Source organism: Bradyrhizobium sp. LVM 105, from assembly GCF_003957705.1.
In the GTDB taxonomy this organism is placed as follows: Bacteria; Pseudomonadota; Alphaproteobacteria; order Rhizobiales; family Xanthobacteraceae; genus Bradyrhizobium; species Bradyrhizobium frederickii.
Window position 1 is genome coordinate 178,860 of record NZ_QZMV01000013.1, and the last position, 23,869, is coordinate 202,728.

The following is a 23,869-nucleotide window of genomic DNA, read 5'->3' on the forward strand; positions in this document are numbered from 1 at the left end:
TTACTGGCCAGACGCCTTGGGCATCAGATTCATGAGTTCGCCGGACATCATCAGGCGGTTGCGGCCTGCGTCCTTGGCGGCGTAGAGCGCGCGGTCGGCCGCTTCGACCAGCGAGCTCACGCCCGCCGTGCGCTCCAGCGCGGGCCGGCACGTCGCGCCGCCGACCGAGGCGGTGACGCACCCGGCAGCCCGATTGCCGCCATGAACGAGGCCGGCCTCGCGAATGGCCTTGAGGATCCGTTCGCCGACCTGGCCGCAGCCGGCGGCATCGGTGCTCGGCAGCAGCATGGCGAACTCCTCGCCGCCATAGCGCGCCGCCAGATCGCCGGCGCGCTGCGTCTCGGCCGCGATGATTTGCGCGACCAGGCGCAGGCAGGCATCGCCCGCGGGGTGGCCGTATTCGTCGTTATAGGCCTTGAAGTGATCGACATCGATCATCAGCAAAGCGAGGCTGGAGCGGTCGCGATAGGCGCGCGCCCATTCCTCCTTCAGCCGCTCGTCGAAGCGGCGGCGATTGGCAAGGCCGGTGAGGCTGTCCTCGATCGCCAGCGTCTCGAGCCTGGTTTCCAGCTTCTTGTGCTCGGAGATGTCGCGGGAGATCGCGACCACGCCGTCAACGCGGCCATTGTCCTTGCGCGTCACCCGCATGGTCGATTCCAGCCAGACTTCGCCGTTCTGCCGGTGCGAGTTGCGGTAGGTGAGGCGCGCCTCCTCCCGCTCGCCACGCTTCATGGCGTCGACGATGGCCTGGACCGCCGGCAGATCCTCCGGATTGATGCCCGCCAGTGCCGGCGTGCCGATCAATTGATTGGGGCGCCATCCGACGACGCGCACGGACGAGGGCGAGACATAGCGCAGGCGCTCGTCGAGCCCGATGCGGGTCACCATGTCGCTGGAGCCTTCGGCGAGCAGGCGGAAATGCGCCTCCTTCTCGACCAGCGCTGCGGCCATGCGCTGGCCGCGCTGCAGCTGCCGCACCAGCACGGCGCCGATGACCGCGATCAGCATCACGAGCGCGACGACGTAGAGCATGCGGGAGATTGCCGCGGCACGCCAGGGCGCGAGCAACTCGTCCTTGTCGACTGTCGCAAGCAGAAGCAGCGGGAAGCGGCTGCTGCGCTTGAAGAAGCTGACGCGCTCGGCACCGTCCAGCGGCGACTTGAAATGATAGGCGCCGCTCGGCCGTTGCAGGCTGGCGTCGCGGAACAACGGCGTGTCGGAAACGCTGCGTCCGACAAACGCCTCGTTGCTGGGATTGCGCGCGATCATCAGGCCGTCGCCATGCGTGAGCGACACCGAGCTGTTGCGGCCGATCTCGAACTGCTCGTAGAAATGCGAGAGATACCTTGAGCTGATGGTCGCGAGCACCACGCCGCCGAAGCTGCCGTCCGGCTTGTTGAAGCGGCGCGACAGCGTGACCACCCATTCTCCGTCCAGGAGGCTCTTTACGGGACGGCCGACATGGGGCTCTCGCTTCGGAGAGAGCTGATGATAGCGGAAGAACGCATCATCGCTGAGCGTTGAGCCGATCGTACCGGGCGAGGTCAGCCAGTTGCCCTGATCGTCGATGATGGCGAGGCTGTGAATGCGCTCGATTGCCTTCTTGCGCGCTTCCAACAGGGTGCGCAGCTTCGCGATCGTGACCGGTGCGGTGCCGTCCATCTCGAGCCGGCTGACGACGCCGACAACGCCGGAATCCAGGAGATCGAGGCTGTCCTCGGCATGCTGGGTCAGCGACCGGGCGACGTTCGCCATTTCGGCCTCGGCCTCCCTGAGCACCGCCTCCCGCGCGGCCCATTCACGCCAGCCGCTGACGCCAAGGATGGCCACGCAGGTCAGCGCGACGAAAGCCGCCGCACGCAACGGCAGGTGGCTCCATCCGGTTCGATGGGTCGCAGGGCTCATGCGGCAGAATTCTCCGATGTTTCGGAACCTCTGCCGCTTCTATTAGTGAACTCTGAAATCGCTACGAAAATACGGGCGATCTACCCGTTTCCCGGTAGTCCTACGGACACCGCAATCATCGCATCGCTAACAACATATTAGCGAGCCTATCGGAAACCGGCGTGCCTCCGCCCGCTAGCTGAAGATCGCCTTGACCTTGTCCCAGAGCGAGGGATGGTCGGCCTCAGCATCGGCCTTCGAGGGCGTCGGCTGCGCCGCGCTCACGGGATCGGACGCGGGGAAGGTGTCCTTCAGCCCGGCGTCGAGCTTGGATTGCTGATCGGCGGCCAGCGCCTCATGCAGATCGTCGGCATGCTTGTCGTGCGGCGCGGGATTGAATGTCTCAGCCATGATGTCCTCCATCGGCTGGGTCAACGCGGCCCTGTTGCGCTGGTTCCCCTGTTCCGCTGAGGGCCGAGGCGGTGTATCAGGGGCGATAACCCCGTTCAGGACCATTCGTGCCCCAATCTGCAAGAAAGCCCTTCATCGACGTGCTCTCCGGCCAGCGCCAGAGCATCCCGCCCATGTGGATGATGCGGCAGGCCGGCCGCTATCTGCCGGAATATCGCGAGGTGCGTGCCAAGGCCGGCGGCTTCCTTGACCTCTGCTTCAACCCGGAGCTTGCGGCCGAGGTGACGCTGCAGCCGATTCGACGGTTCGGTTTCGACGCCGCGATCATCTTCTCGGACATTCTCGTCATCCCCTACGCGCTCGGGCGCTCGGTGCGGTTCGAGGTCGGCGAGGGCCCGCGGCTGGATCCGCTGGATGATCCCGCCAAGGTCGCAACGCTGGCGCCGCGCGCCGATTTCGGCAAGCTCCAGCCGGTGTTCGATGCGCTCAGGCTCGTGCGCGGCGCGCTGGACCCGAAGGTCGCCCTGATCGGCTTCTGCGGCGCGCCGTGGACGGTCGCGACCTACATGGTCGCCGGCCAGGGCACGCCCGACCAGGCGCCCGCGCGGATGATGGCCTACCGGCATCCGGAGGCGTTCGCGACAATCATCGACGTGCTGGTCGAGAACTCGGTTCAATATCTGCTGGCGCAGCTCGAGGCCGGCGCCAATGCCTTGCAGATCTTCGACACCTGGGCAGGCGTGCTGCCACCGGCCGAATTCGCACGCTGGTCGGTCGAGCCGACGCGGCGCATCGTCGAGGGCGTGCGGGCCAAGGTGCCGGATGCCAAGATCATCGGCTTTCCCCGCGGCGCCGGCGCGCTGCTGCCCGCTTATGTCGAGGCGACCGGCGTCAATGCAGTCAGCATCGACTGGACCGCGGAGCCGGCCTTCATCCGCGAACGCGTGCAGAGCAAGGTCGCCGTGCAGGGCAATCTCGATCCGCTGGTGTTGATCGCGGGCGGCGCCGCGCTCGACCGCGCGGTCGACAACGTGCTGGCAAATTTTGCGCAAGGGCGCCTGATCTTCAATCTCGGCCACGGCATCCAGCCGGAAACGCCGATCGCCCATGTCGAGCAGATGATCAAGCGCGTGCGGGGATGATCGGCGAGCGGTCTCTCCGCATCGTCATGGCCGGGCTCGTCCCGGCCATCCACGCCTTGCCACGCTGCACGAAGAACGTGGATGCCCGGGACGAGCCCGGGCATGACGAGCTGTTGTGGTCGGCCCAAACAAAAACGCGAAAACAACCCCATGCACAGTAGACAAGTCATTGATAAAGCTGGGCCGGCATGACGCCGCTCAGACGCGCATTTGACGCGTCGGGCAAAACAGGCGCGGTGCTTGCGCAATGAGGCTCAGCGCGGCCGGCTGCGCTCGATGATCTCGCCGGCGCCCTTGATCAGCAGATCCAGACCCACCGCACGGCCGAGCTCGCGCGGGCGATCGGCGGGGCCTTCGCGCGAAGCCTCGATGATGGTGTTGCCGGAGAGGTCGAGCACGGATGCGGTGAGCGACATCCGATCGCCCGCGATGGTCGAGAAGCCCGCCACCGGCGAATTGCAGTGACCGTTCAGCACCCACAGCACCTCGCGCTCGGCATCGGCAGAGGCGTGCGCGGCGGGATCGTCGATCGATGACAGGATTTTTCGCGTTTGCCAGTCCTGCGCCGCGCATTCGACGGCGACGATGCCTTGCCCCGCCGCGGGCAGCATTTCGGCCGCGGTGAACTCATAGGCGATGCGATGAGACAGGCCGACGCGATCAAGGCCGGAGCGTGCCATGATCAGCGCGTCCGCCGGCCCCACCTCGCCACCATCGGGCAGACGCTGCTTCGTCTTGTTATCGAGCTTGCGCACTCGCGTATCGGCCGCACCGCGAAAATGAATGATATCGGCCTCCGGAAAGAGCCGGCGCGCATACGCTGCGCGCCGCACGGCATTGGTACCGATCTTGAAACCTCGGCCGCGCGCTTGCCGGAACGCCTCCAGCGTCACGCCATCGCGCAGTACCAGCGCATCGCCGGGGGGATCGCGCGACAAGGTCGCGCCGATGACGAGGCCGGGCGTGTCCTCGTTGCCCGGCATGTCCTTCAGCGAATGCATCGCCGCCTGGAGCTCGCCCGACCGCACGGCGGCCCGGATCTGCGCCACGAAGGCACCGCCCTTGCCGCCATGCGGCAATAGCTTGCTGGTCTGGTCGAGATCGCCCGTGGTGTCGAACTTGACGATCTCGACGTCGAGACCGGGCACGGCGGCGGTCAGGCGGCGCGCGATCTCTTCCGTCTGTGCCAGCGCCATCGCGCTCTTGCGGGTGCCGATCTTCAGTCGCGTAGCCAAGCCGTTGTCCTTTCGAGCCGCGAATTAACGCGCATCCTCCAATATCATGTCGGAGGCCTTTTCGGCGATCATGATGATCGGCGCATTGGTGTTCCCCGACACGAGGTCCGGCATGATCGAGCCGTCGACGACCCGAATGCCTTCGAGCCCTCTCACCTTCAGCCGCTGATCGACCACCGCGAGCGGGTCGTTGCCCATACGACAGGTCGAGGTTGGATGGTAGATGGTGCTGCCGCGCTCGCGGCAATAATCCAATATTTCGGCATCCGTAGATACCTTCGCGCCGGGATCGTATTCACTGATCACGAACGGCTTCAGCGCCGGCGCGTTCAGGATCTTGCGCAAAATCTTGATGCCTTCGACGTTGGTGGTGCGGTCGGTCTCGGTCGACATGTAGTTGATGCGGATTTCCGGCGGCACCGTCGGGTCCGCGCTCTTGATGCGCAGGGAACCCCGGCTCTCGGGGCGAAGCTGGCATACCGACGCCGTAAAGCCGGAGAAGTCGTGCAGCTTCTCGCCCATCTTGTCGGTCGAGAACGGCAGGAAATGCACCTGGATGTCGGGCGAGGCGAGCCGCGGGCTGGTCTTGAAGAACGCACCCGCGGTGCCGGCCGCAATCGTCAGCCATCCCTTCCGGAACAACGCATAGCGCGCGCCGGCCATGGTGCGGCGAAGCGGATGATTGATGGTATCGTTGAGCGTGATCTTCTGCGAGCAGCGCATCACGATGCGGACCTGCATGTGGTCCTGGAGGTCGTGACCGACGCCCGGCGCGTCCAGTACGACATCGATGCCGTGCTTGCGCAGGAGATCGGCCGGACCGACGCCGGAGAGCTGGAGCAGCTGCGGCGAGTTGTAGGCGCCGCTCGACAGCACGATCTCTCTTCGCGCGCGGGCCCGGCGGATTTGCGCGCCTTGCCGATATTCGACGCCGACGGCGCGGCGGCCCTCGAACAGCACGCGCTGGCCGAGCGCGCCAGTTTCGATCTTGAGATTGCTGCGCGCCTTGGCCGGGCCGAGATAGGCCACCGAGGTCGAGGCGCGGCGGCCGTTGCGCGTCGTGGTCTGGAACAGCCCGACACCCTCCTGCGTGGCGCCGTTGAAATCAGGGTTGTAGGGCAGACCGCTCTCGACCGCGGCGTCGATGAAGGCCTTTGACAGCGGGTCGGTGACGACCATGTTGGAGACCGACAGCGGTCCGCCCGTGCCGTGATATTGATCGGCGCCGCGCGACTGGTTCTCGGCCTTCTTGAAATAGGGCAGCACGTCGTCATAGCCCCAGCCGGTATTGCCGAGCTGGCGCCAGCGATCGTAATCCTCGTGCTGGCCGCGGACATAAAGCAGGCCGTTGATCGAGCTCGAGCCGCCCAACGTCTTGCCGCGCGGCTGGAACACCTGGCGGCCCTTCAGCTCGGGCTCCGGCTCGGTCTGGTACATCCAGTTGACGCTCTTCTCCTTGAACAGCTTGCCGTAGCCCAGCGGCACATGGATCCAGATGTTGGAATCCTTTGGCCCGGCCTCGAGCAGCAGCACGGTGTGCTGACCGTTCGCCGACAGCCTGTTGGCCAGCACGCAGCCGGCAGAGCCGGCGCCGACGATGATGTAATCGAATTCGGGATCGGACGGCATAAGGGCGGAGTTTGCGTTCATGCGCTGCTATTCTTCTTGTTGGAGCGGGCGTTCCGGTTCGTCACTAGCACGATCATGCCTTGGCGCGCAGCGCCTCGATCAGCGACTTGAACGCACGGGCATATTCCGCGCCGGCCCTTGCGATATCGGCGCGCCCGGCGCAGGCGACGGCGGCCTCGGTCACCGCGCCAAGCAGCAGCCGCGCCAAGGGCTCGACCGGCTGCCGCGCGATCAGGCCCGCGTCCATCGCCGCCGACAGTGCTCGCGGCAGTTTGCCGCCAAAATGCCTGGCGTCGATCTCGCGCCAGCGTTCCCAGCCGAGCACCGCCGGGCCGTCGCGCAGGATGATCTGGCCGGTCGGCCCCTGCGCGGTCGCGGCAAAGTAATGCTGGGTGCCGGCGACCATCGCGGCGAGCACGTCCTTCTCCGCGCGCGCGGCCCCATCGATCTCCACGACGAGGTCGCGCGAGACCTGGTCGAACACGGCTTCGAACACCGCCTCCTTGGTCTTGAAGTGATGATAGACCGCACCCTTGGCGATGCGGGCTGCCTCCGCGATCTCGTCCATGGTGGTGGCGGCAAAGCCTTGCGTCCCGAACAGGCGGCGCGCCGCCGCCAGGATCGCTTCCGATGTCGCCGCCCGCCGCTCCGCCTGTTTCGCCATGGCTCTCGTCTAATCCAACCATCTGCCGACCGCCAGTTGACTTTTCGACCGTCAGTCGGTATTTACCGACTAACAGTCGGTTTTATTCCAGAGGTGCCTCGTGCCGAGTCGTGAGATCGTCGAAGCTTTCGCAAAGAGGCTGGAGGATGGCGACTTCGTCGGAGCCATCCTCGACTACTACACGCCGGATGCCGCGACCTACGAGAATCTCGCCGAGCCGGTGGTCGGGCGCGACAAGCTCGCGGACAAGGAGCGTGGCGTGCTGGCGGCATTCAAGACTGTGACTGCCGTGCGCATCGGCCCAAGCCTGATCGATGGCGACATTGTCGCCAGCCGTTGGAAATTCTCCTTCACCAACACTGACGGCGTGACGCGGACACTGGAGGAGATCGCCTGGCAGACCTGGCGAGGCAACGAGATCATCGAGGAGCGCTTCTTCTACGATCCGAAACAGCTCGGACGCTGAGTGTTTGCGGAAATTGCCACTACCGGTACAGCATAACCACGGCCATGCCGATGAGAGGCGCAAGAAACCAGACGGCCTGCCACGCAGAGCCAGTGATCGACCACCGTCCATAGACGATGGTGCCGCCGTTCCGGGATGACGACCCGGGTTGATCCCGGAATGCTTTCCATCGCGCCTCGGCAGGCCCGAGAAAATCTTCCGGCTTGACCGTCATGTCGCCGCCGCTCAGCACCACCTGCATCATCTCGCCTTTCGGCTGGAACATGGCTTCAGACCCGGGCGGCGCGAAGAAGCTGCGCTTCGGGGCGATATGCTGCTCATAGAAATCCTGACCGACCGTGACGGCCGCAGCGTATGGACTGACGTACGGCACCCCCGAGATGCCGGGAACGACGAGATGGCCCACCCCGCGCACCTCGTGCCAGGGAATGAAGAGACCCTTGAGCCAAGGCCTGTGAAACCGGATGCCGGCGGCGGACATGGAGACGACCGCCTGGTCGGCGTAGAGGTGCCGGTAAGCTGAAAACGCGATCCATCCCAAGCCCAGATAGAGCAGCATCCAGCCGAAGACATTCAGCGATGGATTCACGAGACGGCTCCAATAGAGACTGGGCACGACGCCGCCATAGCTGGAGCGTCCGCTTGGCCCGCCGACCAACACGCTGATCACACCGATCACGCCGGCGACGATGCTCAGGACAAGGACGCCGATCAACAATTCCAGAAGCAATGGCAGCCCTGACCGTCCAATCAGGGTCGTCAGTGCATAGCCTGCGAACGCCAGACCCAGGAGAGCCAGATAGACGGCGGCCAAGGCCGCTCCGCTCTGGCCGCGGCTCTCGGCGTGAAGCGCGATCGCAAGGCCGGCGACGCAAGCCCACATCGCCCAGGGAAGGCGATCCATCCGCCATTTGTCCATCGTGTATTCGACCGTTGCCGAAACATCGGCTGAAGGCTCGCTCATGGACAGGCCCTTGGGAGCGCAAACGTATCCGTTGCCGACGCGGCGCACGCTTGGCCTGGTCGGTCCACGAAACGTATCACGCGAGCGAGGAGAACGTCTCCCCCCCGGCCGAGCAGGGCTATCGCATATGATGTGCAGGATGCAGCGGCATCGGCAGTGGGCTCCCTCCCCCGCTTGCGGGGCGCGACGAGCTTCGCTCGCGCTGAGAGGGTTGGGGAGAGGCTGTCTCCGCGCAGCGATTGTTGAGAATAAGTGAGGGCGTCCCTACGCGGCGAGAGCCCTCACCCGCCGCGCTCTGCGAGCGCGTCGGCCTCTCCCGCAAGCGGGAGAGGCGGAGCAAGCCTAGACAGTCCCCGTGTCAATCACATGCGATAGCCCTGCCCGGCCGAGGGTGCGGCAAAAGGCCGATCGAGGAGCGGGCGCATGACTATCCGAAGAAGCTGAGGCGCCAAGATGCTTCCCCAACTTCGGTGTCATCGCCCGGCTGGACCGGGCGATCCGGTACGCCTGTGAACTGGACCGAGAAGCCGCGGCGTACTGGATGCCGCTTTCGCAGAACATGACAGCGGAGTTGGACGCCAGCCTTGCTCAGCCATCTCGCATTTGTATCGATTTTGTTATCGATACTCTTGCACGAACACGCAGAAGTGGTCGCGCCGGCCCCCGCAGCCGAGGATAATTCATAGTTCGTCAAAGGTTTGCGGCGAATTCTCCGCACCGAGCCGGACCAACGGCGTATGCAGGCTCTGGAATGCGGACCCAACTGACCACCTATTTCGCGCGGCTGTTTGCCGGCGATCTGTCGGCGTTCGGCGCTCCCGCGACCGACGAAGCCGTGGCCGGTCATATCCGCGCCGAGCAGATGTCGCTCGTGCTCGGCTATTCGGTCGGCATCATGCTCGGCAATGCCTGCAACGCCATCGTGCTCGCCATCGCGCTGTGGCAGTCGCCGGACCGGATCTCCGCCCTGGTCTGGGCCGCCGCCGTGGCCAGCGCGGCGATCGCGTTCGGCCTGCAATCCCGCGCCGCGCGCCGCATCACCAAGCCGCAATTCGTCTCGCGCCGCGCCATGCACCGGCTGGTGCGAAATGCCTTCGTCCTTGGCGCCGCCTGGGGCATCGTCCCCGTCGCCTTCTTTGCCGACGCCTCGGCCGGCGGCCAGCTCGTCATCACCTGCCTGTGCTCGGGCATGCTGGCCGGCGGCGCGCTCGCCTTCGCCACCATCCCGATCGCAGCCATCGCCTTCACGGCCCCGATCTTCGTCGGGATCGCCATCTGCCTCGGCAGGAACGGCGATCTGGCCTTTGTCCTGATCGCCTTCCTCGTCGTTGTCTACGGCAGCGTGCTGTTGCGCGGCGTGTTCGTCAATTCGTTCTCGTTCGCGCGGCGCGTCACGCGGCAGATCGAGGCGGAGCGCACGGTGCGGCTGGATCCCCTGACCCGCCTGCCCAACCGCGTCGCCTTCAACGAGACGCTCGAGGCCGCGCTCAAGCGACTGGCGCTGTCCGGCGAGGAATTTGCAGTGCTCCTGCTCGATCTCGATCGCTTCAAGGAGGTCAACGACAAGTTCGGCCATCCCGCCGGCGACGAATTCCTGATCCAGGTCGCAAGCCGCCTGCAACGCTGCACACGCGCCGCCGAGCATGTCGCGCGCATCGGCGGCGACGAGTTCGCGCTGGTGATGGCCAATCTGGCGCGCCCGGAAGACGCCCTCGAGATCGCCGAGCGCTTCGTCGCGGCCTTCGACGAGCCGTTCCGCATCGAGGGCCGCCAGATCGTGGGCGCCACCAGCGTCGGCATCGTGCTGGCGCCACGCGACGGCAGTGCGCCGCTCGACATCATGAAGAACGCCGATACAGCGCTCTACCGCGCCAAGAAGGCAGGGCCCGGCACGATCTGCTTCTTCGAGGCCAACGACGACAAGGTGTCACGCGATCGCAAGGCGCTGCAATCGGACCTCGAGGGCGCGATTGCGCGAAACGAGCTGTTCCTGGTGTTCCAGCCGTTCCTCGACCTCGACCAAAGCCGGATCACCGGCTTCGAGGCGCTGCTGCGCTGGCAACATCCCGAGCGCGGACTGATACCGCCGAGCGAATTCATCCCGATCGCGGAGGAGACCGGCCTGATCCACGAGATCGGCGAATGGGTCATCCGCCGCGCCTGCGCGACGGTCGCCAAATGGCCCGACGAGATCAGGGTCGCCGTGAACTTCTCCGCGGCACAGTTTCACAACGCCGGCATCCTCCAGATCATCGTGCAGGCGCTCCGCGAGGCGAAGATCGCCCCGCACCGGCTCGAGATCGAGATCACGGAATCGATGCTGCTGTCGAAATACGGCTTGGCCGAGCCGGTCCTGAACGCGCTGCTGCAGCTCGGCGTCACCGTGGCGCTGGACGATTTCGGGACGGGGTTCTCCTCCCTCACCTATCTGCGCAAGCTGCCGTTCAGCCGTATCAAGGTCGACCAGTCCTTCATCCGCGACATGCTGGTGCAGCGCGACTGCGCGGCAATCGTGAAATCGGTGATCGGCCTTGCGCGCGACCTCGACATCGGCGTGGTCGCCGAAGGCGTCGAGACCGCCGACCAGCTGGAATATCTCACGCAGATCGGCTGCGAGGAGATTCAGGGCTACCTGATCAGCCGCCCGGTGTCGGCGGACGGCGTGCTGGCGCTGCTCGAGAGGAGTAAGCTTCGGGCGACCTTCGCGGCGTAGGCAAATTATGTGGCCCGCGTGCAGCAAGGCGGGAGGTGCGCTCCCTCCCCCGCTTGCGGGGGAGGGTCGGGGAGAGGGTGCCTCCACAGTGGGGCTGCCCCAGAGGAGAGAGCCCTCACCCGCGCCTTCGGCGCGACCTCTCCCGCAAGCGGGAGAGGCTAGGAGCCTGCGGCGCCGTCCATTTCTTGCAACAAGCTCTCGCTCAAATCGCGTCCGCCCGGAGCAGCGTGTCCACGGTGATCGTCCCTCGCGCGCGGGAGACGCAGGCGCAGATCTTCTGGTTGCTCTCTTTCTGATGGTCGCTGAAGAAGACGTCGCGATGGTCGATCTCGCCGTCGACCTCGACCACGTCGATGGCGCAGAGGCCGCATTCGCCGCGCTTGCAGTCGTACATCACGTCGTGACCGCTGGCGTTGAGCACGTCCAGCATCGAACGCTCGCGCGGGATTTCCAGCTCGACATTCGAGCCCTTCAAGCGCACACGGAACGCCTCGGTCGGGAGCGTGCCGCTGGAGCCGAAGGTTTCGTAGCGCAGGTCGGGCAGCGGATGGCCGGCGCCGATCCAGGCATGGCGCGCGGCATCGAGCAGCCGCATCGGGCCGCAGAACAGCGCAAGTGCACCTTTGGGGACGGAGGCGAACAGCGCGTCGAGATCGAGCCGCTTGCCTTCGTCGCTCGCATGGACGACGAGGCGATCCCCAAGCATCGCGGCGAGCTCGTCGAGATAGGCGGCCTCGCTGCGCGAGCGCACCGCATAGTGCAGCATGACATCCGACCCGCGGCGCGCCAGCGCCTGCGCCGCGCCGAGGATCGGGGTGATGCCGATGCCGCCGGCGATCAGGCAATAGTTCTGCCGCGTCCAGTCCACGGCGAGCAGCGAGGCGGGTTGCGTGATGTCGAGCCGCGCGCCCGGCTGCAACGACCACATGTAGCGGGAGCCGCCGCGGGAATCCTCGGCGCGGCGCACCGCAATTCTGAATCCATGCGACGAGGCCTCGCCGACCAGCGAATAGGACCGCGTCTCCGGCTGGCCGTCGATGGTGACGCTGACATTGATGTGGCTGCCGACCGGATAGGCCGTGACGTCGAGCTGATCCGGCCTGATCAGGAATTCGCGGATGCCGGGAGCGAGATCGCGCGTCGACACGAGCGTCGCCGGAATCCAGGTTTCGATGAAGCGCATGGTGACTGCCCTCAATCGGTTGCGGTCTTGATCAGCGCGAGCGCCGGCAAGAGGTCGAGATGGGTCCGGTTGCGCAGCGCGAGCCGCAGGTTTCGCACCGCGAGCCGCGCATGCTCGCGCATGACGGCCTCGGCGCGCGCGCCTTCGCGGTTCTCGATGGCGTCGATCACGACGCGATGGTGCTCCTGCCCGATGATCAGGATCTGCTGCGCCTCCGGCAGCGCCGATTGCGCCATCACGAAGCCGCTGGGGGATGCGAACGGCAGCGCCGAGGCGCGGTCGATCTGGCGGATCAAGGGCGGGCTGCGCGACAATTCGGTGAGCAGCGCGTGGAAGCGCGCGTTCAGCGTGACATAGGACGAGAACGCTTCGATCGAGATCGGCACCTGGCGCAGCAATTCGTCGATCGCGGCCAGGCACTCCTTCAGCGGCTCGAGCTCGCGCGCGGAGACGCCGCGCTCGGCCGAGAAGCGCGCGGCGAGACCTTCGAGCGTGCCGCGCAGCTCGATGGAATCGGAGATGTCGCGTTCGGAGAACGCCTTCACCATGAAGCCGCCGGAGGGAATCGCCTCCAGCAGGCCTTCCTCTTCCAGCCGCACCAGCGCCATGCGCACCGGGGTGCGCGAGGCGCCGGTGGTCTCCACCGCCTGCAGCTCGGAGATGCGCTCGCCCGGACGCAAGGCGCCGGACAGGATCTGGTCGCGCAGCGCGAGCTGCGCCTTCACGGTCTGCGAGACGGAGCGGTCGACCTCACGCTCGGCCATGACCTACTCCGCGGCCTGAAGGCGCTGCGGCGCGCTTTCCTTCGCCACCATCTTGTCGATCAGCTTGCGCGACCACATCGCGCCGGCGTCGATGTTGAGGTTGTAGAAGATGCGGTCCGGGTTCTCGTCCATGGCGCGCTGCTGCGCTTCGAGGATCAATTCGTCCTCGCGGAAGATGCCGGAGACGCCCTCGCGGATCTCGGACGTGATGCGCTGCTCACCGAGCTGGTAGTTGCGCACGAAGGCCCAGAAATAGTGGCAGGTCTTCTCGGTCTCCGGCGTGATGGTGTTGAGCACGAAGCCGTTGACGCCCTGCGAGCGGTCGCCTTCCGGCGCGCCGGTGCCGGCGGGCGCCACGCCGACGTCGATCGCGATGGTGCACGGCGCCTCGAAACGGATGATCTGCCAGCGGTCGACGAGGCCGGGCTTGCCGAGCTGCTTGGCCCAGAACGGCGGCGGCTCGATGTTCCGCATCCACCGCGTCACCGTGACGGTCTTCTCGCCATGGGTGACGTCGAACGGGGCCTCGGCGACCGCCTCGTTGCCGATCGATGAGCCGTGCACGAAGGTCTCGTGGGTGAGGTCCATCAGATTGTCGAGCACGAGGCGGTAGTCGCATTTGACGTGGATGGTCTTGCCGTCGCCGGCCCAGGCCGGATCGTGATTCCAGTGCAGGTCGGGGACGAGCGCGGGATCGGCCAGCGCGGGATCGCCCATCCAGAGCCAGATGTAGCGGTGGCGCTCGACCACAGGATAGGAGCGCACGCAGGCCGACGGGTTGATGGTCTCCTGCGAGGGCATGAAGGTGCAGCGGCCCTGCGCATTGAACTTCAGGCCGTGATAGCCGCAGACGACGGTGTCGCCTTCGAGCCGGCCTTTGGACAGCGGCACCAGGCGATGCCAGCAGGCATCCTCCAGCGCGGCCACCGAGCCGTCGGCCTTGCGATACATCACGACATGCTTGCCGCAGATCGTCCGCGGCAACAGCGCCGGCTTCACCTCGGCATCCCAGGCAGCGGCGTACCAGGCGTTCATCGGGAAGGGCTTTGTCATCGGTCTCACTCCCACGGCTTATGTATGCGTTATGTATACAATAGCTGAGAAGTGAGATGTTTCAAGGCCAAAATAGGCGTATCATAATACCTTAAAGCGATTCCGTGTATACATCCTTCACTCCGGCGTCATCGCCCGCGAAGGCGGGCGATCCAGTACTCCGCAGCGGAAATTGTCTGAGCAAATGACCGCCGCGGCGTACTGGATTCCCCGCCTTCGCGGGGAATGACAGCGGTGAGTGCGGCCCCGGCGGTGAGTGCGCCCAAGCGGAGGATGCGGCCCACCAGCCGGGAGACTAGGAAAGGCTTGCGCCCCGCAGCTACGCGCCGAACACCTTCGCCAGCCCCGCCTTCGCCTCTTCCTGGATCTTCTTCAGGTGCTCGGGACTGCGGAAACTCTCGGCGTAGATCTTGTAGACGTCCTCGGTGCCCGACGGCCTTGCCGCGAACCAGCCGAAATCGGTCTCGACCTTGATGCCGCCGAAGGGCTGGCCGTTGCCGGGCGCCTTGCTCAAGGTGGCGCGGACGGGATCGCCGGCGAGGTCCTTGAGGCCGAGCTGCTCGGGCGTGACGGACTTCAGGATGGTCTTCTGCGGCCCCGTCGCGGCGACGTCGATGCGGGCGTAATGCGGCACGCCGAACTCGGCGGTGAGATCGCCGAACAGCTGGCTAGGATCGCGGCCGGTCTTGGCCATGATCTCGGCGGCGAGCAGGCCGAGGATGACGCCGTCCTTGTCGGTGGTCCACACCGTGCCGTCGCGGCGCAGGAACGAGGCGCCCGCACTCTCCTCGCCGCCGAAGCCGAAGCCGCCGGTGAGCAGGCCGTCGACGAACCATTTGAAGCCGACCGGCGTCTCGACCAGCTTGCGGCCGAGCTTCCCGGCGACGCGGTCGATGATCGAGCTCGACACCACGGTCTTGCCGATCGCGGCATCCCTGCTCCAGTTCGGACGGTGCGCGAACAGGTAGGAGATCGCGGTCGCCAGATAATGGTTCGGATTCATCAGGCCGCCGGATCGGGTCACGATGCCGTGGCGGTCGGCATCGGTGTCGTTGGCAAAGGCGACGTCGAAGCGGTCGCGCATCCCGATCAGGCTCGCCATCGCGTAAGGAGAGGAGCAGTCCATGCGGATCTTGCCGTCCCAATCCACCGTCATGAAGCGGAAGGTCGGATCGATCGCCTCGTTCACCACCGTGGCCTTCAGGCCGTAGCGCTCGATGATCGGATGCCAATAGTGCACGGCGGCGCCGCCGAGCGGATCGATGCCGATCTTGATGCCGGCGGATTTGATGAGCTCGAGATCGACGACGTTGCCGAGATCGGCGACATAGGGTGTGATGAAGTCGCTGGCGCGGACGTTCGATGATTTCAGCGCCTTGGCATAGTCCATGCGCTTGACGCCCTTGAGAGCGTCGGCGAGATAGGCATTGGCGCGCTTCTCGACCACGCCCGTGACATCGGTATCGGCCGGGCCGCCATGCGGCGGATTGTATTTGTAGCCGCCATCGTCCGGCGGGTTGTGCGAGGGCGTAATGACGACGCCGTCGGCAAGGCCGCCAGTGCGGCCCTTGTTGTAGGTGAGGATCGCGTGCGAGATCACCGGCGTCGGCGTGTAGCCGCCGTCCTTGTCGATCATGACGTCGACGCCGTTGGCGGCGAACACCTCGACGGCACTGACCAGCGCCGGCTCGGCCAGCGCATGGGTGTCAATGCCGATGAAGAGCGGGCCGGTCAGCCCCTTTTCCTTTCGATAGTCGCAGATCGCCTGCGTGGTCGCGAGAATATGGCCTTCGTTGAAAGTGTTCTTGAACGAGGTGCCGCGATGGCCGGAGGTGCCGAACGCCACGCGCTGCGCGGGATCGGAGGCATCGGGCTTGCCGGCGAAATAGGCCGTCACCAGCCGCGGAATATTGGTGAGCGCGTCCGGCGAAGCCTGTTTGCCCGCCGCGGGATGAACATCAGCCACTGGAAGATCCTCGTTCTGTCGCAACAGAGATAGCGGAGCACCATAACCGGGCTCGCGCCGAGGGCTCAACACGCGCGACCGGGCAGGCGTTCCTTTGAGCGAGTACCGTAGCCCGCATGAGCGAAGCGACATGCGGGACCATCTACCCGGATGTCGCTTCGCTCATCCGGGCTACGGGATCATGCTATGCTCCACGGCATCGAAGCCCGTCGAATCGTCCCATGGCTCTCCTGCGCAAGCTGCTTCTGCTGATCGCCGGCCTCGTCGCGGCGGTGGCGCCGGCGCGCGCCGCGGAGTTCTACACCGAGGACCTGCGCATCCCCATGGCGGAGGCGGGGCCGCAGGGGCTCGAGGCCTTTCTGGTCCGCCCGGCAGGAGCGAAGCGCTATCCGCTGGCGCTGCTGAGCCACGGCTCGCCGCGCAGCTTCGACGACCGCGCGACGATGTCCGCGCACAAATATTACGGCATCGCGCTGGAATATGCCCGGCGCGGCTTTGCGGCGCTGATCGTGATGCGGCGCGGCTACGGCACCTCGCCCGGCGGACGCGTCGACAGCGTCGGCGGTTGCGCGAAGGCCGCCTACTTGCCCGCAGCCGCGGTCGCGGTTGCCGATCTGCGCGCCGCGATCGATGCGATGGCGCGCCGGGCCGATGTGACGACGTCGGGCATGATCGCGGCCGGCCATTCCGCCGGCGGACTCGCAACCATCGCGCTCACCGCGCAGGCCCCGTCCGGTCTGGTCGCCGCGATCAACTTCGCCGGCGGCCGCGGCTCGCGCGACGACGACGACGTCTGCAATCCGAACGGGCTGGTGCAGGCTTTCACCGCCTTCGGCAAGACCTCGCGCGTGCCGACGCTCTGGGTCTATGCGGCGAACGATTCCTACTTCGGCCCCGAGCTCGCGCGCCGCCTCCATGACGGGTTTCGCGCCGGTGGCGGCAACGCGACATTCATCGCGGCGCCGGCTTACGGCGACGACGGTCACTATCTCTATTCAGTGGCGGGCCGTCCGCAATGGACGCCCTATGTCGACGCCTTCCTGCGCGAGCGCGCCCTCGTTGGCCGCGACATCCTGAGCCCGCCCGATTCCTTGCCGCCGCCGCGCCAGCTCAACGAGGCCGCGCGGGCCGAGTTCGCGCGCTATCTCGCCAACATGCAGCCGCACAAGGCTTTCGCGGTGTCCCCGAACGGCGGCTACGGCTGGCGCGCGGGACGCAGCACGGCCGACGAGGCCCAGCGCGACTCGCTCGCCGCCTGCCTGAAATGGTCGCCTACATGCACGCTCTATGCGATCGACGACCACTTGGCCGACCCGTCGCAGACGATCCCCACGGATCAGAGTGCCCGCGCGCGCTAGCCGCCGCGCGGGAGCCGTTTTGTTAACTCCGGCGCACTATGACGGAGCGATGTTGTGGGATCGGGCAGGCTTGCATCTTTGCGCGGCGTGGCGGACCGTGGCGGTCGCCCTGCTGGTGTCGGCCCCGCTCTGCGCGCACGCCGCAGACGGCAACACGGAGCTCGGCGCAGGCGAAACGCCGTCATCCCGGGCCCTGATCCGGAAGATCATCGAGAGAGAGACCGCAAGCACCAATTTGCCGGCCGATATCGCCGAAGCGGTCGTCTTCGTCGAAAGCGGCTACAATTCGGCCGTCATCGGCAGCGTCGGCGAGATCGGCCTGATGCAGGTCCGGCCCGAGACGGCGGCGATGCTGGGTTTTCGGGGCAGCGAGGCGGAACTCGCCGAACCCGACATCAACATCCATTATGGGGTGCTCTATCTCAGTCAGGCCTGGCGTCTGGCCGGCGGGGACATCTGCCGCGCTCTCATGAAGTACCGGGCAGGCCATGGCGAGGAAGCGATGACGCCGCGGTCGCAGGTCTATTGCAACCGGGCCCGCAACCGCCTTGCCGCCATGAATTCGACCTTGGCCGGAGCCGAAGCGACGGCTGTTCCGGATCCGGCGCCCCCGATCGCGGCTGCGGCTCCGGCAAAGCCGGCGAGCCGCCCGAAGGTGTCGGTGCAGCCCAAAGCCGTCTATGCCCGCTATCGACAAGGCACCGCGGCCGCCAGCCGCGCCTATTGGGGAGCCCACGAGGCCAAGGTCAGCCAGATCAAGGCGCGCATCGCGGCGAAATGGAAGCGCGTCGCATCGCGTTGAAGCGATACCCTACAGCCGCTCGCTGAGCGCGAGCTTGTAGCCGACGCCGGTCACAGTCGCGATCACGGGCGTGCCGCTGCCGATCAGCTTGCGGCGCAGCCGCGCCACCAGCGCGTCGACCGTGCGGATGTCGACCTCGGCCTGGCGGTTGCTGACGACCTCGATCAGATAGTCGCGACTGAGCGGCCGTCCGTCGGCGCCGACGAGCGCGGCGAGCAGATCGAACTCGGCGCGCGTCAGCGCCACCGGCTTGCCGTCGCTGCCGAGCAATTCGCGCCGGGTCAGGTCGATGATCCAGTCGCCGAAGGCGATCGAATTGTGGTTGCGCGCCGCCTTGCGGTCGAGCGAGCGCCGCCGCAGCACGCTGCGGGCGCGCGCGAGCAGATCGCGCAGATTGATCGGCTTGGTGACGTAATGGTCGCCGGCGATCTCGAGGCCGAGGATGCGATCGACGTCGGTGTCGCGGCGCGTCACGAAGATGATGCCGGCGTTGCTGGTCGCCTGGATCTCCTTGGCGAGCTCGAAGCCGTCGCCGTCGGGCAGCTGCACGTCGAGGAAGATGAGATCGGTGCGCCCGCGCAGCACCTGCCGGCATTCCGCGCAGGAGCCGGCGCCGACGACGTCGAAATTGTTGTCGCTGAAATAGCCGACCAGCATGGTCCGCGTCACCGGATCGTCCTCGACGACGATCAGCCGCTCGCGGCCGGCCGGACGCAATTCCCGAGGTGCGGAGTCAACCACGGTCATGGGTGTCCTGTCTGCCTGCGGCCCGCCTTGGATGGCCTGCGGCCCGCCTTGGAAATTCAAGCCGCCGCGCAATGCGCTGTCATGTGAACGGACATTCACGACTTGCTCGAGCCCCCCGAAATGAGCCGCCTGAGTATTAGGCGCGTTGCGACGCGCAGACAATATTGGTCATGGTCTTGACGCATTAAGTATGAATTGGCCCACAATTCTCATTCGGCGCATCAAAGCGCAGGAGAGCCGCTGCCGTGGTGAGCGGTCCCGCACTTTCGCCGCAGGGCCCCCGCCGGTTAACGTAAAGAAAGCCTTCGGCTTCGGAAAGCCCTCCTGCGCCTCTATTGTCTGGCCTGCACAAAGAGAACCACGGAGCAGGCGTGATGCAGGAGCAGACCCGATTGGCTGCCGGCCGAACCGAACTGGACACCCCGCCGTTCGCTCGGTCGCACACGCTCGACCTGCTGCGCGGCCTCGCCATCGCCGGCGTGATGGCGATCCACGTCTCGCAGGCATTTCCGTCGAACATCCGCCCCGTCGATTTCGCCTTCATGTGCGGTTGGACCGGCGTCAACGTGTTCTACCTCGTCAGCGCCATGACGATGTGCCTGATGTGGACGCAGCGCAGCGGCGAGACGCATCCGACCCGCAAGTTCTATATCCGGCGCTTCCTTCGCATCGCGCCGCTGTTCTGGCTCGCGATCCCGATCTACCTCGCCATCAACGGCACCGGGCCGAACGACAATGCGCCTGGCGGTATCGGGCCGGTTCAAGTGATCCTGACCGCGACGTTCCTGCACGGCTTCTGGCCGGACAGCGTCAACAGCGTGGTGCCCGGCGACTGGTCGATAGCGGCGGAGATGACGTTCTATCTCGTCTTCCCGCTTCTGATCACCGCGTTCGGGTCGCGCCGTCATCTCTATCTCGCGCTGGCGATCGTGCTGCATCTCGTCAATGTCTGCCTGTTCAAACCGTGGGCCTTCGCGCTGTTCTCGGCCTATTACGGTCCCGGCCACGAGGGGTTCGTCTGGACCACGCTGCATCTCAGCTTTTTGAACCAGCTTCCGGTGTTCCTGATCGGATGCGCGCTGTACTTCTCGCTGCGCGACGGCTTCACCAGATCCGACGCCGCGATCTTCGCCGTCTTCATCGCGCTGTCCTTCGTCGCCGACCGCGCCACCGGCTCGCATGAATTCAACTATCTCATGATCAATCTCGTGCTCGCCGCGCTGGTGACAGGTTGCATCAAGCTTGCCGTCCGCTTCCAGCCGCTCGAAGCGCTCGGCCGCAATTCCTATTCGATGTACCTGTCGCACTTCGCGGTGATCTATGGCCTGCGTCAGCTCTGGCCGCTCGCGGACGGGCTGATCTCACTGCTCATCGCCTATGCCGTCACCGCCGCGCTGAGCTATCTCGTCGCCCGCGCGACATGGCATCTGGTCGAGCGGCGCGCGCAGGACCTGGCGCATCGCCTGACAATGGCGCCGTCGGGCCGGTCAAGCCTCCGGCCAGCCATCGCCGCCACTGCGGCCGGCATGAGCTGAACGAGGCCCCTACCTCACCCGCCCCAAGGCTATCGCTTATGGCGCTTTGAGGGATCTGTGGGCACGCCTCGTCCTTCGAGACGACCGCTTCGCGGTCTCCTCAGGATGAGGCTAACTATCATTGTGCTCGTTGAAACTGGCGCTGCGCACTCGGTCCTCATCCTGAGGGCCCGCCGAAGGCGGGCGTCTCGAAGGATGGCCACAGGCGAGATCGCTCCCATATGCGATTGCTCTGCCACTCCGGTGCGGCTTGCTTCATGGCCGCCTTCGTATCTACTGTGAAGAGTCTTCACGCTGGAGTGGGCATCATGGAGGTCATACTGCTCGGCACCGGCGGCCCGCGGCCGGACCCGCGCCGCATGGCGACGACCACGCTGATCAAGCTCGGTGACGAGAATATCCTGTTCGACGCTGGCCGCGGCGTCGTGCTGCAGCTCAGCAAGGCCGGCGTTCCCCTCGGCGCGATCAACACGGTCTTTCTCACGCACCATCACTTCGACCACATCGGCGACCTCTACGATGTGATGCTGAATTCATGGATGCACGGACGCAAGGACGCGCTGCGCGTCTATGGACCGCCGGATACCGAGCGGCTCGTCAACGCGCTGATCACGCAGGTCTACGACAAGGACATCGCCTGGCGGGATCAGGGCGAGCCGACCCTTGGCGGCTGGAAACCCGTCGTCGCGACGGACATCATACCGGGTCCCGTTCTCGACACCGGACGCTGGAAGATCAGCGCCGAGCTGGTCTCGCATGGCGATGGCCTCGACATGCAGCCGGCCTTCCTGGCGCGATGGATGTGTCTCGGCTACCGCTTCGAAGCGGAGGGCAAGGTGATTGCAATTTCCGGCGACACAGTCCCCTGCCCCGGGCTCGAGCGGCTGGCACAGGGGGCCGACCTGCTGGTCCAGTGCTGTTTCCTCGCAACGCCGGAGATCAACAACGAGCACCTTCGCCGCCTTGCGAAATTCACGATCGCCTGCGGCGACACCGTCGGCAAGGTGGCGGCCAAGGCCGGCGTCAAGAAGCTCGCGCTGACCCATCACCGGCCGCGCACCAACGATGCCATGCTGAACGCGCTGCTCGAAGATGTCAGGCAGGACTATTCGGGCCCTGTCGTGCTCGGCGAGGATCTCACGCGGATCGAAGTCTGAGGGCCGTCGCTCGGTCCGCAACGGATGCGCGCGGCCGCCTTCCGGGCATCAGGACGATCCGACCTCGATCCGGAACGACAATTGCTCTTCGGCTCCTGGTGCGATGTGCATCAGGCCGGGCTTGTCGCTGAACTCGCCGTCGAATCCGGCCGGACTGGCATAACCGCGCCAGGGCTCGATGCAGAGGAACGGCGCGCCAGATGGTTTCGACCAGACCCCAAGCTCGCGAAAGCCGCGCCAGGACATTTTGAGCCAGGGGCCGGTGGGCGCGGCATAGCGGACCGCGTTGCTCTCGATCCGGTCGAAAATGACGGCGTCGTCGGTGAACAGGGATTCGGACAAAGGGAGCACCGCACCTTTGACCGGGCTCGGCTCCGTTGCCACGCGCAGCAATCCGCCATCGAGGCGGCGGACGGGAGACGATTCCGCGCTCGTAAAGGTCAGCGAATAGCTCTCCTTGGCAAGTCCCGGCTGGAGCGGCCAGTTGAACGCGGGGTGACCGCCGATCGAAGCCGGCAATGTCTCCTTGCCGGTGTTGGCGATCGTGAGCGTCAGATCGAGGCCGGCGCTGTCGAGCGTATAGGTTGCGGTCAGCCGGAACGCGAACGGATAGAGCGCACGCGTCGTCTCGCTGTCCTCGAGCACCAGCGCGCAGCGGCTCTCGCCGCGCTCCGTCCACGCAAAGCGGCTGTCGCGCGCAAAGCCGTGCTGGGTCATCCGGTAGGTCTTGCCCCGATGCCGCAACTCGTCCTTGGCGAGGCGCCCGACGATCGGGAACAGCAATGGCGCATGGCGCAGCCATTCCGGTCCCGCCTGCCAGACGAATTCGGTGGTGGCGTCCCTCAACGAACACAGCTCGGCGCCGTACGCCTTGATGGTGGTGGTAAGTCCGCCGCTGCGGAGAGTGTGGGTATCGTCACTCATGGCCGACATCTACACCGCGCCCCCACACGCAGCAAGGCGGCGCCCCTCGTGCCATCGAAGCGTTTTGGCGCCCGGCGGAGCGCAGCGTCATATTTCCGTACCTAACGATTGCTCCTGTGGGGCCGGTCCACCACCCGAAAGCCGATGAACCCCATGGTAGCCAATTGAAGTTCTTCATCAACGGCCGGTTTCTGTCGCAAAAGCTCACTGGCGTTCAGCGTTATGCCGCTGAAATGGTCAAGGCGATCGACGCGCTCCTGGCGTCGGAGCAAACTGCTGCCTCGCTGCGGAACGCGGATTGGCAATTGCTGACACCAGCGGATGCAAGCGAGGGCCTCGATCTCCAACGAATCAAGATCCGCACCGTCGGCCGCTTGCATGGTCATGCCTGGGACCAAATCGATCTGGCGCGCGCCGCGGCAGGGGGCCGTCTGATCAGTCTGGCCAATTCCGGCCCCGTCCTCCATCGCGACCACATTGTCGTGATTCACGACGCTCAGGTCTTTCGCAGGCCGGATTTCTTCAACTGGCGCTATTTGACCGTCCATCGGACAATGGGTCGACTGCTCGCCCGCAACGCAGCCATCGCAACAGTGTCGGCCTTTTCCCGCCGAGAGCTTGCCCAAGTGCTGAATTTATCGGCATCGCGCATTCCGGTATTTCCCAACAGCGCCGAACACTTCGCGGCGACGAAGCCCGATCCCGGGATTCTTGCCAGACTGGGCGTTCGGCCGCAGAAGTTCTTCCTCTTCGTCGGCTCGAAGACCAAGAACAAGAATCTGGCCGTGGCGATCCGCGCTGTTCAGCTGCTCGATCGGGAAGACGTTCCGCTGGTCATCGTCGGAGGAGATAACAGCAAGGTCTTTCAGGATAATTCGGGTCACGGGGTTTCCGGGCTGCTGCTGGCCGGACGACTGACCGACAGCGAGATCGCCGCGCTCTATGCGCATGCATCGGCATTCGTGTTTCCCTCGCTCTATGAGGGTTTTGGCGTGCCGCCACTCGAGGCCATGATCTTCGGTTGCCCGGTCATCGCCTCGACGGCTGATGCGGTTGTAGAGACGTGCGGCGATGCGGCTGCGTATTTTGACGCCAATGATGCCGAAGCATTGAAGCAACTCATGCTCGAAAGATTGGCAGCCGGCGCAATCTCGGACCAGGAACGGCGACGGCAGCAGGAACGCGTCGCATTTTATTCGTGGCAAAAGTCGGCCAAGTCTCTGCTCGACCATCTCGCACCACCGGCTAGCGTTGCCAGTGCTGCTTGAAGTT

The 23,869-nt window shown here is 65.6% G+C and carries 20 protein-coding genes; 8 read left to right on the forward strand and 12 right to left on the reverse strand.

The window, feature by feature from the left end:
- Positions 1-1,905 carry a diguanylate cyclase gene (locus tag D6B98_RS29470; RefSeq protein WP_126260535.1) on the reverse strand — a complete coding sequence of 635 codons (1,905 nt, stop codon included), beginning with the start codon at positions 1,903-1,905 and terminating at the stop codon, positions 1-3.
- A gap of 174 nt (positions 1,906-2,079) precedes the next feature.
- The gene (locus D6B98_RS29475; RefSeq protein WP_164718943.1) at positions 2,080-2,295 is read right to left on the reverse strand and encodes a hypothetical protein; all 216 of its coding nucleotides are present in this window, start codon (positions 2,293-2,295) and stop codon (positions 2,080-2,082) included.
- Positions 2,296-2,402: 107 nt separating this feature from the next.
- Here D6B98_RS29475 and hemE point away from each other — a divergent pair, with 107 nt between their 5' ends.
- Positions 2,403-3,437: a uroporphyrinogen decarboxylase gene (gene hemE / locus D6B98_RS29480; protein WP_126260536.1), complete on the forward strand. Its 1,035-nt coding sequence runs from the start codon at positions 2,403-2,405 to the stop codon at positions 3,435-3,437.
- 254 nt (positions 3,438-3,691) lie between these two features.
- On the opposite strand, the gene hemC is transcribed toward hemE, so the two are convergent.
- Genes hemC through D6B98_RS29495 form a run of 3 tightly spaced genes read right to left on the reverse strand, consistent with a single transcriptional unit; the run spans position 3,692 to position 6,965 of the window.
- Positions 3,692-4,672 carry a hydroxymethylbilane synthase gene (gene hemC, locus D6B98_RS29485; RefSeq protein WP_126260537.1) on the reverse strand — a complete coding sequence of 327 codons (981 nt, stop codon included), beginning with the start codon at positions 4,670-4,672 and terminating at the stop codon, positions 3,692-3,694.
- A gap of 24 nt (positions 4,673-4,696) precedes the next feature.
- A complete protein-coding gene (locus tag D6B98_RS29490; RefSeq protein ID WP_126260538.1) occupies positions 4,697-6,322 on the reverse strand; it encodes a GMC family oxidoreductase in 1,626 nt (541 codons plus the stop codon).
- Positions 6,323-6,374: 52 nt separating this feature from the next.
- Complete coding sequence (locus D6B98_RS29495) at positions 6,375-6,965, reverse strand: TetR/AcrR family transcriptional regulator (RefSeq protein ID WP_126260539.1); 591 nt, start codon at positions 6,963-6,965, stop codon at positions 6,375-6,377.
- 100 nt (positions 6,966-7,065) lie between these two features.
- On the opposite strand from D6B98_RS29495, the gene D6B98_RS29500 reads away from it, so the two are divergent.
- Entirely contained in the window at positions 7,066-7,431 is a 366-nt protein-coding gene (locus D6B98_RS29500) for a nuclear transport factor 2 family protein (RefSeq protein ID WP_126260540.1), read from the forward strand.
- A gap of 19 nt (positions 7,432-7,450) precedes the next feature.
- On the opposite strand, the gene D6B98_RS29505 is transcribed toward D6B98_RS29500, so the two are convergent.
- Entirely contained in the window at positions 7,451-8,443 is a 993-nt protein-coding gene (locus D6B98_RS29505) for a hypothetical protein (protein WP_245481482.1), read from the reverse strand.
- Positions 8,444-9,146: 703 nt separating this feature from the next.
- On the opposite strand from D6B98_RS29505, the gene D6B98_RS29510 reads away from it, so the two are divergent.
- Positions 9,147-11,108, forward strand: coding sequence for a putative bifunctional diguanylate cyclase/phosphodiesterase (locus D6B98_RS29510; protein ID WP_126260541.1), 1,962 nt, complete (start codon positions 9,147-9,149; stop codon positions 11,106-11,108).
- A gap of 202 nt (positions 11,109-11,310) precedes the next feature.
- Here D6B98_RS29510 and D6B98_RS29515 read toward each other — a convergent pair whose 3' ends face one another.
- From D6B98_RS29515 to pgm, 4 genes are all read right to left on the reverse strand, one after another.
- The gene (locus D6B98_RS29515; protein ID WP_126260542.1) at positions 11,311-12,291 is read right to left on the reverse strand and encodes a PDR/VanB family oxidoreductase; all 981 of its coding nucleotides are present in this window, start codon (positions 12,289-12,291) and stop codon (positions 11,311-11,313) included.
- A gap of 11 nt (positions 12,292-12,302) precedes the next feature.
- On the reverse strand, positions 12,303-13,055 hold the full coding sequence (locus D6B98_RS29520; RefSeq protein WP_126260543.1) for a GntR family transcriptional regulator: 753 nt from the start codon (positions 13,053-13,055) through the stop codon (positions 12,303-12,305).
- A 3-nt stretch (positions 13,056-13,058) separates the two neighbouring features.
- Positions 13,059-14,108, reverse strand: coding sequence for an aromatic ring-hydroxylating dioxygenase subunit alpha (locus tag D6B98_RS29525; protein ID WP_126260544.1), 1,050 nt, complete (start codon positions 14,106-14,108; stop codon positions 13,059-13,061).
- Positions 14,109-14,427: 319 nt separating this feature from the next.
- A complete protein-coding gene (pgm, locus tag D6B98_RS29535) occupies positions 14,428-16,074 on the reverse strand; it encodes a phosphoglucomutase (alpha-D-glucose-1,6-bisphosphate-dependent) (RefSeq protein WP_126260545.1) in 1,647 nt (548 codons plus the stop codon).
- A gap of 221 nt (positions 16,075-16,295) precedes the next feature.
- Here pgm and D6B98_RS29540 point away from each other — a divergent pair, with 221 nt between their 5' ends.
- Both D6B98_RS29540 and D6B98_RS29545 read left to right on the forward strand, forming a co-directional pair.
- Positions 16,296-17,432: an alpha/beta hydrolase family protein gene (locus D6B98_RS29540; RefSeq protein ID WP_126260546.1), complete on the forward strand. Its 1,137-nt coding sequence runs from the start codon at positions 16,296-16,298 to the stop codon at positions 17,430-17,432.
- A 49-nt stretch (positions 17,433-17,481) separates the two neighbouring features.
- A complete protein-coding gene (locus D6B98_RS29545; RefSeq protein ID WP_126260547.1) occupies positions 17,482-18,234 on the forward strand; it encodes a transglycosylase SLT domain-containing protein in 753 nt (250 codons plus the stop codon).
- Between the two features lie 9 nt (positions 18,235-18,243).
- On the opposite strand, the gene D6B98_RS29550 is transcribed toward D6B98_RS29545, so the two are convergent.
- Positions 18,244-19,080: a response regulator transcription factor gene (locus D6B98_RS29550; protein WP_126260548.1), complete on the reverse strand. Its 837-nt coding sequence runs from the start codon at positions 19,078-19,080 to the stop codon at positions 18,244-18,246.
- A gap of 275 nt (positions 19,081-19,355) precedes the next feature.
- On the opposite strand from D6B98_RS29550, the gene D6B98_RS29555 reads away from it, so the two are divergent.
- Together D6B98_RS29555 and D6B98_RS29560 are read left to right on the forward strand one after the other, a co-directional pair.
- A complete protein-coding gene (locus tag D6B98_RS29555) occupies positions 19,356-20,516 on the forward strand; it encodes an acyltransferase family protein (RefSeq protein WP_126260549.1) in 1,161 nt (386 codons plus the stop codon).
- A 308-nt stretch (positions 20,517-20,824) separates the two neighbouring features.
- Positions 20,825-21,673 (forward strand): MBL fold metallo-hydrolase, encoded by an 849-nt coding sequence (locus D6B98_RS29560; protein WP_126260550.1) that lies wholly within the window; start codon positions 20,825-20,827, stop codon positions 21,671-21,673.
- 48 nt (positions 21,674-21,721) lie between these two features.
- Here D6B98_RS29560 and D6B98_RS29565 read toward each other — a convergent pair whose 3' ends face one another.
- A complete protein-coding gene (locus D6B98_RS29565) occupies positions 21,722-22,597 on the reverse strand; it encodes an aldose 1-epimerase family protein (RefSeq protein WP_126260551.1) in 876 nt (291 codons plus the stop codon).
- Between the two features lie 164 nt (positions 22,598-22,761).
- Between D6B98_RS29565 and D6B98_RS29570 the strand changes: the two genes are divergently transcribed.
- Positions 22,762-23,865, forward strand: coding sequence for a glycosyltransferase family 4 protein (locus D6B98_RS29570; protein ID WP_126260552.1), 1,104 nt, complete (start codon positions 22,762-22,764; stop codon positions 23,863-23,865).
- The last annotated feature ends 4 nt before the right edge of the window (positions 23,866-23,869 follow it).

Excerpts from the sequence above, each read along its gene's own strand:
- D6B98_RS29540 (WP_126260546.1), top strand. The coding sequence starts at position 16,296 with ATGGCTCTCCTGCGCAAGCTGCTTCTGCTGATCGCCGGCCTCGTCGCG.
- D6B98_RS29565 (WP_126260551.1), bottom strand. The coding sequence starts at position 22,597 with ATGAGTGACGATACCCACACTCTCCGCAGCGGCGGACTTACCACCACC.
- D6B98_RS29555 (WP_126260549.1), top strand. The coding sequence starts at position 19,356 with ATGCAGGAGCAGACCCGATTGGCTGCCGGCCGAACCGAACTGGACACC.
- D6B98_RS29515 (WP_126260542.1), bottom strand. The coding sequence starts at position 12,291 with ATGCGCTTCATCGAAACCTGGATTCCGGCGACGCTCGTGTCGACGCGC.
- D6B98_RS29490 (WP_126260538.1), bottom strand. The coding sequence starts at position 6,322 with ATGAACGCAAACTCCGCCCTTATGCCGTCCGATCCCGAATTCGATTAC.
- D6B98_RS29545 (WP_126260547.1), top strand. The coding sequence starts at position 17,482 with ATGTTGTGGGATCGGGCAGGCTTGCATCTTTGCGCGGCGTGGCGGACC.
- D6B98_RS29525 (WP_126260544.1), bottom strand. The coding sequence starts at position 14,108 with ATGACAAAGCCCTTCCCGATGAACGCCTGGTACGCCGCTGCCTGGGAT.
- D6B98_RS29470 (WP_126260535.1), bottom strand. The coding sequence starts at position 1,905 with ATGAGCCCTGCGACCCATCGAACCGGATGGAGCCACCTGCCGTTGCGT.
- D6B98_RS29560 (WP_126260550.1), top strand. The coding sequence starts at position 20,825 with ATGGAGGTCATACTGCTCGGCACCGGCGGCCCGCGGCCGGACCCGCGC.
- D6B98_RS29520 (WP_126260543.1), bottom strand. The coding sequence starts at position 13,055 with ATGGCCGAGCGTGAGGTCGACCGCTCCGTCTCGCAGACCGTGAAGGCG.
- D6B98_RS29475 (WP_164718943.1), bottom strand. The coding sequence starts at position 2,295 with ATGGCTGAGACATTCAATCCCGCGCCGCACGACAAGCATGCCGACGAT.
- D6B98_RS29495 (WP_126260539.1), bottom strand. The coding sequence starts at position 6,965 with ATGGCGAAACAGGCGGAGCGGCGGGCGGCGACATCGGAAGCGATCCTG.
- D6B98_RS29510 (WP_126260541.1), top strand. The coding sequence starts at position 9,147 with ATGCGGACCCAACTGACCACCTATTTCGCGCGGCTGTTTGCCGGCGAT.